The sequence below is a fragment of the Fructilactobacillus sp. X1R3C1 genome (assembly GCF_059901545.1).
The window spans coordinates 1-13769 of the sequence record NZ_JBWXUT010000005.1 but is presented as its reverse complement, the minus strand read 5'-3'; the positions used below and the strand labels follow the sequence as shown (position 1 = coordinate 13769).

15 protein-coding genes are annotated in these 13769 nt (G+C 35.8%); 14 read left to right on the top strand and 1 reads right to left on the bottom strand.

Going from position 1 to position 13769, the window contains the following annotated elements; translation table 11 throughout:
* The first annotated feature begins 43 nt into the window (after positions 1–43).
* The 14 genes from ccpA to AC6UD8_RS05725 all read left to right on the top strand — a co-directional run bounded on the left by ccpA (position 44) and on the right by AC6UD8_RS05725 (position 12678).
* The gene (ccpA, locus tag AC6UD8_RS05790) at positions 44–1045 is read left to right on the top strand and encodes a catabolite control protein A (RefSeq protein WP_500694406.1); all 1002 of its coding nucleotides are present in this window, start codon (positions 44–46) and stop codon (positions 1043–1045) included.
* Between the two features lie 76 nt (positions 1046–1121).
* A complete protein-coding gene (locus tag AC6UD8_RS05785; protein WP_500694428.1) occupies positions 1122–1856 on the top strand; it encodes a YebC/PmpR family DNA-binding transcriptional regulator in 735 nt (244 codons plus the stop codon).
* A gap of 62 nt (positions 1857–1918) precedes the next feature.
* Positions 1919–2908: a competence type IV pilus ATPase ComGA gene (gene comGA / locus AC6UD8_RS05780; RefSeq protein WP_500701313.1), complete on the top strand. Its 990-nt coding sequence runs from the start codon at positions 1919–1921 to the stop codon at positions 2906–2908.
* Positions 2874–3896: a competence type IV pilus assembly protein ComGB gene (gene comGB, locus AC6UD8_RS05775; RefSeq protein WP_500723587.1), complete on the top strand. Its 1023-nt coding sequence runs from the start codon at positions 2874–2876 to the stop codon at positions 3894–3896. Before comGA ends, comGB begins: the two co-directional genes overlap by 35 nt.
* A complete protein-coding gene (comGC, locus tag AC6UD8_RS05770; RefSeq protein ID WP_500696102.1) occupies positions 3896–4192 on the top strand; it encodes a competence type IV pilus major pilin ComGC in 297 nt (98 codons plus the stop codon). The genes comGB and comGC overlap by 1 nt, the downstream gene beginning before the upstream one ends.
* Positions 4176–4622, top strand: a complete 447-nt coding sequence (locus tag AC6UD8_RS05765; RefSeq protein WP_500699838.1) for a hypothetical protein — start codon at positions 4176–4178, stop codon at positions 4620–4622. Before comGC ends, AC6UD8_RS05765 begins: the two co-directional genes overlap by 17 nt.
* A gap of 146 nt (positions 4623–4768) precedes the next feature.
* Positions 4769–5197, top strand: coding sequence for a competence type IV pilus minor pilin ComGF (locus AC6UD8_RS05760; protein WP_500696103.1), 429 nt, complete (start codon positions 4769–4771; stop codon positions 5195–5197).
* A gap of 261 nt (positions 5198–5458) precedes the next feature.
* Entirely contained in the window at positions 5459–6451 is a 993-nt protein-coding gene (locus AC6UD8_RS05755; RefSeq protein ID WP_500699847.1) for a class I SAM-dependent methyltransferase, read from the top strand.
* Positions 6452–6472: 21 nt separating this feature from the next.
* Positions 6473–7681 carry an acetate/propionate family kinase gene (locus AC6UD8_RS05750; protein ID WP_500699839.1) on the top strand — a complete coding sequence of 403 codons (1209 nt, stop codon included), beginning with the start codon at positions 6473–6475 and terminating at the stop codon, positions 7679–7681.
* Between the two features lie 203 nt (positions 7682–7884).
* The gene (locus AC6UD8_RS05745; RefSeq protein WP_500708246.1) at positions 7885–9243 is read left to right on the top strand and encodes an amino acid permease; all 1359 of its coding nucleotides are present in this window, start codon (positions 7885–7887) and stop codon (positions 9241–9243) included.
* 88 nt (positions 9244–9331) lie between these two features.
* Entirely contained in the window at positions 9332–10720 is a 1389-nt protein-coding gene (locus tag AC6UD8_RS05740) for a bifunctional metallophosphatase/5'-nucleotidase (protein WP_500699840.1), read from the top strand.
* 1 nt (position 10721) lies between these two features.
* The gene (locus AC6UD8_RS05735) at positions 10722–11252 is read left to right on the top strand and encodes a YutD family protein (protein WP_500699841.1); all 531 of its coding nucleotides are present in this window, start codon (positions 10722–10724) and stop codon (positions 11250–11252) included.
* Between the two features lie 11 nt (positions 11253–11263).
* Positions 11264–12049, top strand: a complete 786-nt coding sequence (locus tag AC6UD8_RS05730) for a TIGR01457 family HAD-type hydrolase (protein WP_500699842.1) — start codon at positions 11264–11266, stop codon at positions 12047–12049.
* Positions 12050–12099: 50 nt separating this feature from the next.
* Positions 12100–12678 carry a TIGR01906 family membrane protein gene (locus AC6UD8_RS05725; protein ID WP_500699843.1) on the top strand — a complete coding sequence of 193 codons (579 nt, stop codon included), beginning with the start codon at positions 12100–12102 and terminating at the stop codon, positions 12676–12678.
* A 40-nt stretch (positions 12679–12718) separates the two neighbouring features.
* On the opposite strand, the gene AC6UD8_RS05720 is transcribed toward AC6UD8_RS05725, so the two are convergent.
* A complete protein-coding gene (locus AC6UD8_RS05720; RefSeq protein ID WP_500699844.1) occupies positions 12719–13372 on the bottom strand; it encodes a VTT domain-containing protein in 654 nt (217 codons plus the stop codon).
* Positions 13373–13769 lie beyond the last annotated feature (397 nt).

The following is a 13769-nucleotide window of genomic DNA, read 5'->3' as shown; positions in this document are numbered from 1 at the left end:
TAATAATTAATGGTCTAGTAGTACATAATAGGAGAAACCAAATTTGAAAAAACAAAATGTGACAATTTATGATGTAGCTCGTGAAGCCAATGTTTCAATGGCAACTGTCTCAAGGGTAGTAAATGGGAATCAGAATGTGAAAGATGCTACCAAACAAAAGGTTTTGAGTGTCATTGATAAACTTGACTATCGACCTAACGCAGTTGCTAGGGGACTAGCAAGTAAAAAGTCAACGACGGTTGGAGTTATTATCCCCAACGTTACCAATACCTATTTTGCTTCGCTTGCACGCGGGATTGACGATATAGCAACGATGTATAAGTACAATATTATCTTGACTAATTCGGATGGGAACAATCAGCGTGAACTCACTTCAATGAATACATTGCAAGCCAAGCAAGTTGATGGAATTGTATTTATGGGAAATGAAATTTCTGATGAACTTCGGACTGAATTTAAAAAGTCACACGCCCCAGTTGTTTTGGCAGGTTCAGTTGATGCTAGTGGTAAGATTCCTAGTGTGAACATTGATTATCGCCAAGCCGTGTATTCCGAGGTTACCCATTTGATTAGTAACGGAAACGATCGTATTGCTTTTATCTCCGGACCCTTAAACCGATCGATTAATAAAGATTTCAGGTTAAAAGGGTATAAAGACGCGCTTTCAGATGCTGGAATTCCGTTTGAGAAAGCATTATTATTTGAGACCGATGTAAGCTATTCTGGTGGATATGCTTTAAGAGAGCAACTAAAAAAGAATGAAGTAACTGCGGCAATTGTTACCGATGATGATATGGCTGCTGGGGTGATGAACTCAATGACCGATGACGGTGTCAGTGTTCCCGGGGAATTTGAACTGGCCACTAGTAATGATACTAAACTGACTGAGATGACTAGACCAACTATGTCAACTATTACTCAGCCGCTTTATGATGTTGGAGCTGTTGCCATGCGACTCTTAACCAAGTTGATGAATAATGAAGAAATTGATGAAAACAAGGTCTTTTTACCCTTTGGATTAAAGAAGCGTGAATCGACCAAATAGAACTGTGCTTGATACTAGGGCCACTAATTGATATAATTGTAGAGTTAATATGTTTAAAGAGAGAGGAGTTGTGATCATGTCAGGACATTCAAAGTGGCATAACATTCAAGGACGAAAGAACGCCCAAGATGCTAAGCGTGGAAAGATTTTCCAGAAGATCTCACGTAACTTATATCAAGCTGCAAAAGCTGGTGGAAGTGATCCCGAAGGAAATCCTCAATTAAGACTAGAAATGGAAAAAGCTCGTGAAGCAAACATGCCAAAAGATAACGTTCAACGAGCAATTGACAAGGCTTCAGGAGTTGGTGGAGCTAAATTTGAAGAAGTAACATATGAAGGTTATGGACCTGGTGGGACTGCCGTTATGGTTTCTGCTTTAACCGATAATAAAAACCGAACCGCTGCTGCTATTCGTTCAGCCTTCACTCACCATGGTGGTTCCCTTGGAACTGACGGATCGGTCTCATATATGTTTGACCGAAAGGGTCTTATTACGATTTCAAAGTCAGATACTGATGACGACGAGGATAGTATGTTGATGGCAGCGTTGGATGCTGGTGCTGATGATATGAAATCAACGGATGATGAGTATCAAATTCTTACTGATCCTGCTAGCATGGCTAGTGTTCGTGATGCATTACAGGATGCAGGATACAAATTGGATGCCGAAGTTAAGTTGATTCCACAGAATACGACAGAAGTTCCTTCAGATAAAGTTGAACAGTACAGTGGTCTAATTGATGAATTAGAAGATAACGATGATGTTCAAGATGTTTATGAAGCTGCTGTATTACCTAATCAAGCTAAATAATTAAATTAGTTTATAAAAGATGCAATCTTTAATTAGATTGCATCTTTTTTTCGTATTTAGTTATGAAGGATGTGATTAAAGTGAAAGTGACACAATGGTTGAACAATATTATGGAATTTGCAGTTCAACGACAAGCTTCGGATGTTTTTATTTTACCTAAGGAAAAAGACTATTGTATCAAGGTTCATACGGCCGTTCGGACGATTCAAATTACGGATTTGAGCAAAGACATGGCTAAAAAAGTCATTTCATATTGTAAATATCAAAGTGGGATGTCGGTTACGGATAATCGCAGGCCCCAATTAGGATCGATGGACTATGTAATCAAAGGTCAAAAATTACGTTTACGATTGTCATCGGTGGGTAATTTCAGTCAAGATGAATCAATGGTAATTAGGATTATCTATGACAGTAATCATGTCGATAGTGGCTTTTTTTATGCTGATCAAATTCAAAAGATCGAGTCCTCTTGTAAAAAACGTGGTTTACTTTTGTTTGCTGGTCCTACTGGTTCTGGTAAGACGACCACGATTTATCGAATCGTTAGAAGCATTAGTAAAAATCAGATCGTGATGACAATTGAAGATCCAGTTGAAATTTATGAAGAAAATTTTTTACAACTTGAGGTTAATGATCGGGCCCAAATGACTTACGCTGATTTACTTAAAGTGGGATTAAGACAACGTCCTGATGTTTTTATAATTGGTGAGATTCGTGATCATCAAACGGCCGAAGTGGCAATCTCGGCGGCTCTATCGGGACATTTAGTGCTAAGCACAGTTCATGCAAGGTCTCCTGAAGGAACAATTCAAAGATTGCTAGAGCTCGGGGTTGATTATGAAAGAATCAAATCAGCTTTGAATTTAGTGGTGTATCAACGATTAATACCAACCGTTTCAAAGAAGACTAAGACTCTTATGACTATTAAAGATAAATTTGGTGATCATGCGCTATTAAAAGACGATATGAATGATTGGAAGAATCGAATTGATGAGCTTTCGAGGAAAGGAATAATTAGTGAAAAAGTTAAAGATGAATACTATTACGGGTAAATGTGTTTCCCTTAAACAACAGTCATTCTTGTTCTCAACCTTGGGAGACCTTTTATCGATGGGATTTTCTATCCGACAAAGCTTGAAGTTTATTAAAGTGGTGTCAACAAAAAATCAGAAAATAGTTACTAGGATCATGCAAAGTTTGGAGGACGGGAATTCGCTGCCAGAATCGATGAGATTCTTTTTGAGTGAATCAATTTATTACCAATTAGAAATTGCCGATAAACATGGAGATTTGATTAATGAGATGAAAGAGGTCGGGGAGTTCTTAAAGTTAAGAATTGCTCAAAATGAAAAGATTAAGGGAGTTGTAATTTATCCAGCATTTTTGTTTGTGGTCTTGTTTAGTATTATTTTTGCAGTTAGGTTTGTGATCATGCCCCAAACTGCTGATTTAACCGGTAAATCAGCTTCTAATGGAAGTCATTTTATTCAATATGTCATTTATGGATTAATATTCATGGCGCTTGTGGCGGGAATTTTTGGTTATCAAAGTTTTAAAAATAAAAAGTGTATTGATCGAATTAATTTGTTGGTAAAGATCCCATTACTTGGTTCATTGTTTAAGTCATATTACCAATATTTTGTGACCTCCAACTTTGCGCTAATGATCAAAGGAGGATTGGACTTAAAACAAGTTGTTTTTAGTTTATTAAAATTTGATCATCAGAGTCTTCTATATGATGTTGGGAAGACCATGCAAGATGGTTTTAACAATGGACTTAGTTTTGGAGCAAGTTTAGCTCATTATTCCTTTGTTTCTGAGGAAATGATTGTGTTTCTATCAAATGGAAGTACTCAGTCTGAATTAGCCCAAAATTTAAAAGCTTTAAGTCAGCTCAGCTTTAAAGACATGATCAAAAAGTCGAATTTACTGATTAAGTTAATCCAGCCGATTTCATTTGCGGTGATCGGCATCCTAATTGTGGGTGCTTACTTGCAGATGTTACTGCCAATGTATAACTCAATGAAAGGAATTTACTAATGAAGAGAAAAGGATTCACACTAATTGAAATGACAATTGTCTTATTCATTATCTCGCTACTGGTTCTAATTATTATTCCGAACTTAAGCAATCAAAAGGATCACGCCAAAAAAATTCATGGATCGGCGATGGTGTCGGTTATTCAAACTCAAATCGATGCTTATGAAGACGAAAAGCATGACGGAAATGTAACCATTAACAAGTTAGTTAGAAGCCATTATTTAACGAGTAAGCAGGCTAAACAAGCTCAAGTGGAAAGAGTGGTCGTAGTAAAAAATCATGCTGTTCAAAGATAATCAAGTGGGTTTTACGTTAGTGGAAAGTCTCCTCGTTTTGTTTTTAACATCCCTTATTTTAGGGATCACCTTGGTTGCCGGAAACTATTTGGGATTTTTTGAGGGTAAAGAGGAACGCTTTTTTCAAACTTTAGACTCAGGGTGGAACGACGCGTTACTAGAGTCACAGAATAGTCATCATTCAACGGACGTATTGTTTTATCCAGATGATGAAGTGGTGTTTGCTAAGTGCGGCAAATCGAAACAAAAAGATAAGATAATTAGGATGCCAAAGGGATTAAGCGTTAAAAGTTATCATGATATTGAGATCAAAAGTGATGGATACGTTAAACCTCAAACAATTCGATGGTATTCGCAAAACCAAAAGAAAACGATTTTACAAAAAATTCAACTTGGATGGGGTGCATATCATCTTGAGACTATTAAATAAAATTAGACTTGGATTTACGTTGATTGACTCTTTAGTTGGTCTAATTCTGATTTGTAGTGGTGTGATCTTTTATTTAAACGTTAATGATTTTGAATATCATTGCTTAAGAAAAAGTCAGTATGAAACACATCAGGTTAGGATGAACTATGAACGTGAATTACTTAAAAAATATAAATGATCGAGCCGGTTTTTCGTTGATTGAGTCCATTTGTTCACTTTTGTTGGTCTCGTTAGCGTTTAGCTTGATTATGATTACTAGTCAATTAATTCAAAAGGAAAAGTGGAGTGATAATCAGGGAACCTTTTATCGTTATCTTGATGTGATTGAGTCACCTGATTATCAGTTTAAGATGATTAAAGTCACTAAAGATGCCATTAAATTAAAGAGTAAGAAGGAAAATAAGGAATATATAATGGAACATTATCATGACATGGTTCGATTGCGTGGAGTAAATGGTGGACATATTCCAATCATATTAAACGTTAGTAAGGCATCTTGGTCATTACATCATCATATATTAACTAGTCAAATTAGAATTAATGGGGTCAATTATGAAGCCAAAAGTCACCTGTAAGAGAAGCGGGAGTTTAACGTTAGTTGCAATTTTGTTTTTAACTTTTTTGTCTGGAATAGTTGTTTATCGTTACCAAAAGATTAATTTTCAAATTCAAAATAATCATATTCGAACCGCAAAATATCAAAGACTAACGAAAGAATTGAATAATTCTAATAGATAAATGAGAAATCTTGAATAATATGCGTGAATTCTGGTAATATTAACCCTAGATATTTAAGAAGAGGGGTTGATATTCTGTCTGAGAAAGAATCAATATCATTGTTTCAAGTTTTTGATCAATCCAGTAAAGTCTTGAGTCAGGCGTTAGGTACTTCGTATCTAGACGCTTTCATCGAAACCGCCGATAATATGATTGATAACAATACCGTTCGGGTCGAGGATGGTATTCCGAAATCCAACGTTGTTGATGAACTGACTAAGTTGTATCAAACGGTTGACTATAAAAAGATGGATAATGAATCGATTAGACGTGCTATTCAAATGGTTATGATCAAAGCTACTAAAGAAGATAAGATTCAGGCAAATCATCAAATAACTCCTGATACAATCGCTTACATCATGGGATACATAGTTACGCGGATTTATGAACACAAGTCTAGCGTGAGCATCCTTGATCCAGCAGTTGGAACTGGGAATTTACTTACAGCGGTCATGAATCAGCTACACGATTCACTTCATGATACTGTTAAGGGATATGGAATCGATAATGATGATTCAATGATTTCAATTGCTAGTATTAGTTCTGAAATGCAAGATTTGGATGTTGAACTAATTCAGCAGGATAGTATTGAACATCTGTTGGTTCCTAAGGTTGATTTAGTTGTCTCTGATCTCCCAGTTGGTTATTATCCAATTGATGAAAAGACAAAAGGTTATGCGACGCGGTCACAATCTGGTCATTCATATGTTCATCATTTATTGATTGAGCAGTCAATGAATTACTTAAAGCCTGCTGGATTTGGAGTGTTCCTAGTTCCAAGCAATCTTTTTGAAACGAGTGAAGCAAAGGGACTTTTGAAGTGGTTTCAAGATTCGGTTTATTTACAGGGAGTACTGAATTTACCCCAAGAGTTGTTTGGGGATAAAAGTGCTCAAAAAGCCATTTTAATTTTGCAGAATCGTGGTGGAGATAGTCACCAAGTTCAAAAAGTGATGTTAGGAGAGTTTCCTTCGTTTAAGGATACGACTGCCTTTCAAAAGTTCATGGCGGAGATTGTTGATTGGGAAGAAAACGATTTATTGAAGAAATAGTTGAAATTAAGGAGATTACTCATGGGTAAGATTATTGCAATTAATGCTGGTAGTTCGACTTTAAAGTTTAAGTTGTTTAAAATGCCAGAAGAAGAAGTTCTTGGAGAAGGTTTAATTGAAAGGATTGGCTTACCAAAATCACATGTTGAAATTAAATATGATGATGGGAAGAAATTTGAGGAAACATTAGATGTTAAGGATCATGAACAAGCAATCCAAATTTTGTTAGATCAATTACTCGATCTTGATATTATCAACGACTATAACGAAATTACCGGAGTTGGACATCGAGTCGTTGCCGGGGGAGAATATTTCGATCAATCGGTAATCATTACTCCTGAAGTTCTCAAAAAGATCGAAAGTTTGGATGAATTGGCACCCCTGCATGAGCCAGCCAACGTTCTAGGAATTAAGGCATTTGAAAAGGTGCTTCCAAACGTGACTAGCGTTGCCGTCTTTGATACATCATTTCATCAAACCATCCCCGAGAAAAATTATCTGTACAGTCTTCCTTATGAGTACTACGAAAAATATACGGCTCGTAAATATGGATTCCACGGGATTAGTTATCGCTATGTCTCTCAAAGAGCAGCTGAGTTAATGGATAAACCCGTAGAAGATTTAAAGATGATTATCATGCATTTAGGTGCGGGGGCTTCAATTTGTGCCGTTAAGAACGGTAAGTCCTATGATACATCGATGGGATTTACCCCAGTTACTGGTTTAACCATGGCTACGCGTTCAGGTGATGTTGATCCTTCTCTTTTGGCCTACGTTATGGAAAAAGAAGGAATGACAGATATCAACGATATGATTAAAGTCTTAAACACTAAGTCTGGATTACTTGGTATTTCGGGTGTCTCTGCTGATATGCGTGAGGTTGAGGCTGCTCAAAAGACTAATCATCGTGCTAGAATTGCCCGTCAAATCTATGTTAATCGAATTGTTAGATACATTGGATCCTACCTAGCTGAACTTGGTGGTGCTGATGCAATTGTGTTCACTGCTGGAGTTGGTGAAAATAGTATTACCGTTAGACAAGAAGTTACTGATCAATTGTCATATTTCGGAATTGGCGTTGATAAAGAAAAGAACAATGTGCGTGGGGTGGTTAGAGATTTGAGTGCTGATGGCTCAAAGATTAAAACCCTTTTGGTACCAACCAACGAAGAATTGATGATTGCCCTTGATGTTCAGCGACTTGAAAAGGAAAAGAAAGCAAGTAAATAACCTAAAAGAAATCTTGGTAAATCCAAGATTTCTTTTTTATGTCATTGATTTAACCTTTTTTGAAATTTTGGTAGTTTTTCTTACAAAATATCTGTATAATTTCCATAAAAAGTAGCAAACAGCTTCACGTATCCGTGTATAATGTAGGCATACGTAAAGAAAGGATGTTTTTGTTGGAAAAAAATACAAATAATGAAAACCAAATGTCACGTGGACTTAAAAGTCGTCACGTTCAATTAATGGCACTAGGCGGGACCATTGGAACCGGATTGTTTTTAGGAGCTGGTCAATCAATTCATTTGGCTGGTCCATCCATTATCATTGCATATATAATTGCTGGAGTTGCTTGCTTTTTCTTAATGAGAGCACTTGGTGAATTACTACTTTCAAATACGAATAGTGTTTCGTTCATTGAATTTATTAATAAGTACCTAGGAGAAAGAACTGGTTTTGTGGCAGGCTGGACCTACTGGTTTTGCTGGATTGCCATTGCAATGGCAGAAGTAACCGCTGCTGGTCTATACATGAAGTTTTGGTTTCCTGACCTGCCACAGTGGGTAACTGCTGCCTTCTTAATTTTGATTTTATTCTTGTTGAACTCAATCACCGTGTCTGCTTTTGGTGAAACCGAATTCTGGTTTGCATTGATTAAAGTGGTGGCCATTGTGGCGTTAATCATTATTGGAATTGTTTTGGTTTTGATGCATTACAAGACAAGTGTTGGTTATGCACAGGTGTCTAATTTGTATTCTGATGGCTTTTTTGCCCATGGTGCATCTGGATTTGTCCTTTCTTTTCAAATGGTTCTTTTTAGTTTTGCAGGAATTGAAATGATTGGGATGACTGCTTCAGAGACCCAAGATCCTCAGAGAATCATTCCTAAATGTATTAATGAAGTCCCAACTAGAATCATTATTTTTTATGTTGGTTCGTTATTGGCTCTAATGTGTATTTTTCCTTGGCAGTACATTTCAGCAAATTCGAGTCCTTTTGTCCAAGTGTTTTCAAACATTGGAGTTAAGTCAGCAGCTGCTATTATTAATTTCGTGGTCTTGACCGCTGCAGCCTCTTCTTGTAATAGTGCTATTTTTACTACCGGTAGAATGTTATTTTCTCTAACCGACAAGAGCCAAAATAAATTTGCAAAGAAGCTTGGAACGCTTTCAAAAAGGCACATTCCTGCAAATGCAATTTTGTTTTCAACGATTGTGATTGCTATTTCAGTGTTGTTAAACATTTTGATGCCAGACGGTGTTTTTGAATTAGTTTCAAGTATCGCTACCACTTGTTTCTTGTTTGTTTGGTCTTTAATTGTTATTACACACTATGAATATCGCAAGTCACTTAACCAAGAACAGACAAACAAACTTACCTTCAAGATGCCATTTTTCCCATATTCTGACTTTTTCGTTGTTGGATTTATGGTCTTCGTTGCTTTTGTTTTAATTTTCAAAATGCAAACATTGATCGCATTAATTGGATCGGTTGTTTGGCTTCTTGTTCTATATGGATTTAAAGTTTTAAATGATAAAAGAAGAGAAAACAAAGAAGTCGATGATTAAAGTCATCGACTTTTTGATTATAGTTATTGATGGATGTTAAAATAGGAATCAGCGATAGTTACAGAAAACATTTTGAGGAAGTAATTTTATGGATGATAAAGTAGCAATTCTGCATACCAATGATCTTCATTCTCATTTTGAAAATTGGCCCAAGATCAGAAGATTTATGAAACTAAGAACAAAACAATTGGAAAAGCAGGGTTATCGAGTGTTTAAAGTTGATGACGGTGACGCCATTGACCGATCAAACGCGCTGACTGATGCTACTTCTGGTAAGGCCAATATTGAATTGATGAATTCAGTTGGTTATGATGCTGCAACAATTGGAAATAATGAAGCACTAACAATGTCACATGACGAACTGGCGCATCTTTATGATGATGCTAATTTTCCCGTTGTTTTGGATAATGTGATTGATGAAAGAACTGGTCAACTTCCAAAATGGGCGATCCCGTATCGTGATTTTAAGCTAAAAAATGATGTTCGGGTCCGTTTTATGGGCTTAACGGCGCCTTATCCCACGTACCAATACATGGATTGGAATTCACTTCCAATTAAAAGTACCATTGAGCGTTGTTTGAATGATTGGAAGGGGCAATATGACGTTCTGATTTTGCTTTCTCACTTAGGGATTAGCAATGATCGAAGAATTGCGAAAGCATTTCCTGACATCAATATTATCGTTGGGGGTCACACTCATCATTTGTTAGTTCATGGTGAAATGGTTAATCAAACCATGTTAACTGCGGCTGAGAAATGGGGCCACTACGTCGGTGAAATTACTTTTGACGTTAACGCTGAAAAAAGAGTAGAGAACGTTAAGGCACGTGTATATAAAACGTCTGAAATGGAAACCGATGTGCAAGATGCAAAGGAGATTGAGCGTCTTGAAGATCGCGGTGAGAGAATTTTAGCAAGTAGTAAGGTTGCTGACATTCCTCATACAATGACAACGTCACTAACTGATGATAATGAACTGGTTGACTTGGGACTAAAGGCCATTGAAGCTAAAGCTGGGACGACTGCTGCCGTTTTGAACACGGGTTTGTTTTTAGGTGATTTAAAAAAGGGAATTGTTGACAAAAACGAACTCCATAAATTATTACCACATTCAATTCACGTTATGAAAAGTCAATTTTATGGTTATAACTTGTGGGAAATGATTATGGAAATGGAAAAGAACAAGGACTTTTTAGTTCGTTTTGAGCAAAAAGGAATGGGTTTTCGGGGAAAATATTTTGGAAGACTCATTTATGATGGGATTCGATACGACACTAATAAAAAGCAGTTATTCTATCATGATCAACTAGTAGAACCCAATAAAAAATACACGATTGCTTTGATTGATCATTATAGTTTTATTCCGTTTTTCCCGGCGATTAGCATTGTGGGTAAAAATAACATTTTTTATGGTGAAACTTTGCGGGATGTTTTTGGTGATTATCTAGCAAAGAAGTTTCCGATCGAGGGGAAGTAAAATGGATCACAACGAAATTGAGAGTTTGATTGAAACAAGGAATGATGAGAGAGATTCCTTGGCTACTATTAAGCAGGTTGATGAAACAACTTTAAGCATTAATGGCCACGTGTACGTTCTTGAAGCTAATATTAGAAATGCTTTTGATTTAGGTGAATTTGCCAATAAATTTAATCCCATTTTGACACGTTTTGATTACATTGTTGGTGACTGGGGATATAATCAGTTACGGCTAAAAGGTTTTTATGCTGACTTTAGAAATGTTAGTAAAGGCTTACGTCATGCGGCAATTCCAGATTATATTATTGAGGATGCCAATTTTGGTTCTAATTACTTTGTCTTACACAATTTGGAAGCCGAAAAGGAAAAGAATCAAAGCCATAAAACTAGTAGAAAAAGACAACGTACTGGTGGAAAAAATAGAAAAGCAGGAACTGCAAGCAAGCATAATGCTAATCAGACGTCAAATAATAATTTTAAATCAAAACATTTTAGAGATGGCAAGCGTGGCTTTACCATTAGACAGAAATAGGTGAAATCGTGATGAAGAGTTACAAGGGATATTTAATTGATTTGGATGGAACCGTTTATCAAGGGAAGAAGCGAATCCCAGCGGCTAAGCGTTTTATTGAGAGACTTCAGAAAAATCACATTCCTTTTTTATTTGTTACGAATAATTCAACCAAGACTCCAAGTGAGGTGGTCCATAATTTGGCACTTAATCACGATATTCATGTTACAAATGACAACGTTTATACTTCTGGGATGGCTACAGCTGCTTTTGTTAGTGAGGATGCGAAGTCGCATGATGATAAAGCCAGAACGGCATACGTTATTGGAGAAAATGGATTAAAGGAATCCATGGAGAAAATGGGTTTCAATATTTTTACAGATAATCCAGAGTATGTAGTGGTTGGTCTTGATCGTGACTTGACGTATGAAAAATTAGCACGAGCAGTGCTGGGGATTGCCCATGGTGCTAAATTTATTGGAACTAATCCAGATGCAAGGATTCCAAGCGAATATGGGATGCTGCCAAGTGCTGGTTCAATTATCGACTCAGTTCGGTATGCTTCAGGGGTTGAGCCGGTGATGATTGGCAAACCAAAGACCTTAATTGTTAGAAAAGCTTTAGATCAATTGAATTTAAGCAAAGCAGACGTAATCATGGTAGGCGATAATTATGACACTGATATTATGGCCGGCATTAACGATGGAGTAGATACTTTGCTGACTTATACTGGTGTGTCTACCAGAGAACAGGTAAAAAAGAAAGAAGTTCAACCTACTTATGAGGTAAATAGCTTAGATGAATGGAATACTTTATAGTTTGAAAGATTTAGTAGTATTTGTTTTAATACTACTTTTTTTAATAACATTTGCCGTTTTTTTTTGTTATCAATGCTAGTTGGCTTTATTATGTTGCATTTTCCGTGTTGAATTTAACTAATCAATTTCATGTTTCAAGTGGATTATTAATGAGTAATTTTTATAAAATGATTGGTTTCATTCAGAATCCATTTGCGCCTAAATTAAGCTTGGACCAGTTTCCAATTTCGGCAAATGGAATGGTACATTTTAACAATGTAAGAGCGTTGGTATTAACTAATAATTTGGTATTGTTAATTGTATCCATGGTTTTACTTGTCATTATGATTCGTTTCCTTTACTTTAAGAAGTTATGGAAGTTTCAGTTGCTTTCAGAGATGACGATTTTATTTATAATTTTTTTTGGAGTCTTTTGTGTTTTGGATTTTCAAGATGTTTTTATTTATTTCCATGATGTTCTTTTTAGAAATCAGGATTGGGTTTTTACGTCAAAGAAAGATCCAATCATTAACGTATTGCCGAATCAGTATTTTTTAATGTGCTTTTTGTTGTTTTTTTTAATTATTCTTTTGGGATTATCTTTGATAATTTGGATTGGTAAAAGACAACTAAAAAAAGAGTCTGTCTAGAAGATTAAGATCTAATAGACAGGCTCTTTTTGTTTGAAACCTATTTCGATGTAGAAATCTTGCTTTTTAGATATCCAATTAAAGCTGGAATTAGTGAAATTACGATAATCAAAATGATTACTAGTGAAAAGTGTTCTTGAACGAACGGAATATTTCCGAAGAAATACCCAGCTCCACAACAAATCAGTACCCAACTGATACAAGCAATGAGGTTGTATTTAAGGAATTTTTTATAGCTGAAATCTGTGCCAGCGGCCACAAATGGGGCAAAGGTTCTGATAATTGGCATGAATCTAGCCAAAAAGATGGCAATTGCACCGTATTTATCGAAGAATTCACGTGCACGAGTTAGATCTTCTTCCTTGATAAATTTACCAAAAAAGTGGTGTTCAGTTAGTGCGTTTCCAACTTTTCTTCCAATAAAGAAGTTAAGGGAGTCTCCACCGGCAGATGCTAAGAAGAAGATAATGATGAATATCCAGATACTAAGATGATAATTGGAGTTAGCAGATAGGGCAGCGGCTGCAAATAAAAGTGAATCTCCAGGAAGGAAAGGTAAAATGACCGCTCCAGTTTCAATAAATATGATTGCAAATAAGATTAAGTATGTCCAATTGCCAAACATGTTTACGATCGTGATTAAGTGATGATCAATGTGTAATATAAAGTCAATTAAAAATTTAAAAAAATCCATGTTTTTCCTCTTTTTATATAAGTCATTAACTATTTAAGTGTATCAATAAAATGAGGATTTTTGAATTTAATTTTTTCTTATTTAAATTAATTTGGGTTTATTTAAAAAAAGTATTGACGTTAACTGTGATAGATAGTATAGTATTAGTTGTCGTCAAGTGCGGCATATCAATTTGGTTAAAATTAGTCAAACTTTTCTATTGACAATAAATTAACCACATGGTATATTATTACATGCGGCGTTGAGGTACAATGAGACGACGTTGCGTCAGAGTAGATCTTTGAAAACTGAACAAGATTTTGATTACAAGTGTAAGGTAGTTTTAAGTTGTAGAACTTAAAATTAAACATTTGCGAAGTCAATTCGCTTTTTAATTCTTTTGAAAAAGAATAACAAC

What these genes read in the sequence shown, in the direction of transcription:
- AC6UD8_RS05745 (WP_500708246.1), top strand. Translation starts at nt 7,885, where the DNA reads ATGTCACGTGGACTTAAAAGTCGTCACGTTCAATTAATGGCACTAGGC.
- comGC (WP_500696102.1), top strand. Translation starts at nt 3,896, where the DNA reads ATGAAGAGAAAAGGATTCACACTAATTGAAATGACAATTGTCTTATTC.
- AC6UD8_RS05785 (WP_500694428.1), top strand. Translation starts at nt 1,122, where the DNA reads ATGTCAGGACATTCAAAGTGGCATAACATTCAAGGACGAAAGAACGCC.
- AC6UD8_RS05730 (WP_500699842.1), top strand. Translation starts at nt 11,264, where the DNA reads ATGAAGAGTTACAAGGGATATTTAATTGATTTGGATGGAACCGTTTAT.
- AC6UD8_RS05760 (WP_500696103.1), top strand. Translation starts at nt 4,769, where the DNA reads ATGAACGTGAATTACTTAAAAAATATAAATGATCGAGCCGGTTTTTCG.
- AC6UD8_RS05735 (WP_500699841.1), top strand. Translation starts at nt 10,722, where the DNA reads ATGGATCACAACGAAATTGAGAGTTTGATTGAAACAAGGAATGATGAG.
- comGA (WP_500701313.1), top strand. Translation starts at nt 1,919, where the DNA reads ATGAAGGATGTGATTAAAGTGAAAGTGACACAATGGTTGAACAATATT.
- AC6UD8_RS05720 (WP_500699844.1), bottom strand. Translation starts at nt 13,372, where the DNA reads ATGGATTTTTTTAAATTTTTAATTGACTTTATATTACACATTGATCAT.
- AC6UD8_RS05750 (WP_500699839.1), top strand. Translation starts at nt 6,473, where the DNA reads ATGGGTAAGATTATTGCAATTAATGCTGGTAGTTCGACTTTAAAGTTT.
- AC6UD8_RS05765 (WP_500699838.1), top strand. Translation starts at nt 4,176, where the DNA reads ATGCTGTTCAAAGATAATCAAGTGGGTTTTACGTTAGTGGAAAGTCTC.
- AC6UD8_RS05740 (WP_500699840.1), top strand. Translation starts at nt 9,332, where the DNA reads ATGGATGATAAAGTAGCAATTCTGCATACCAATGATCTTCATTCTCAT.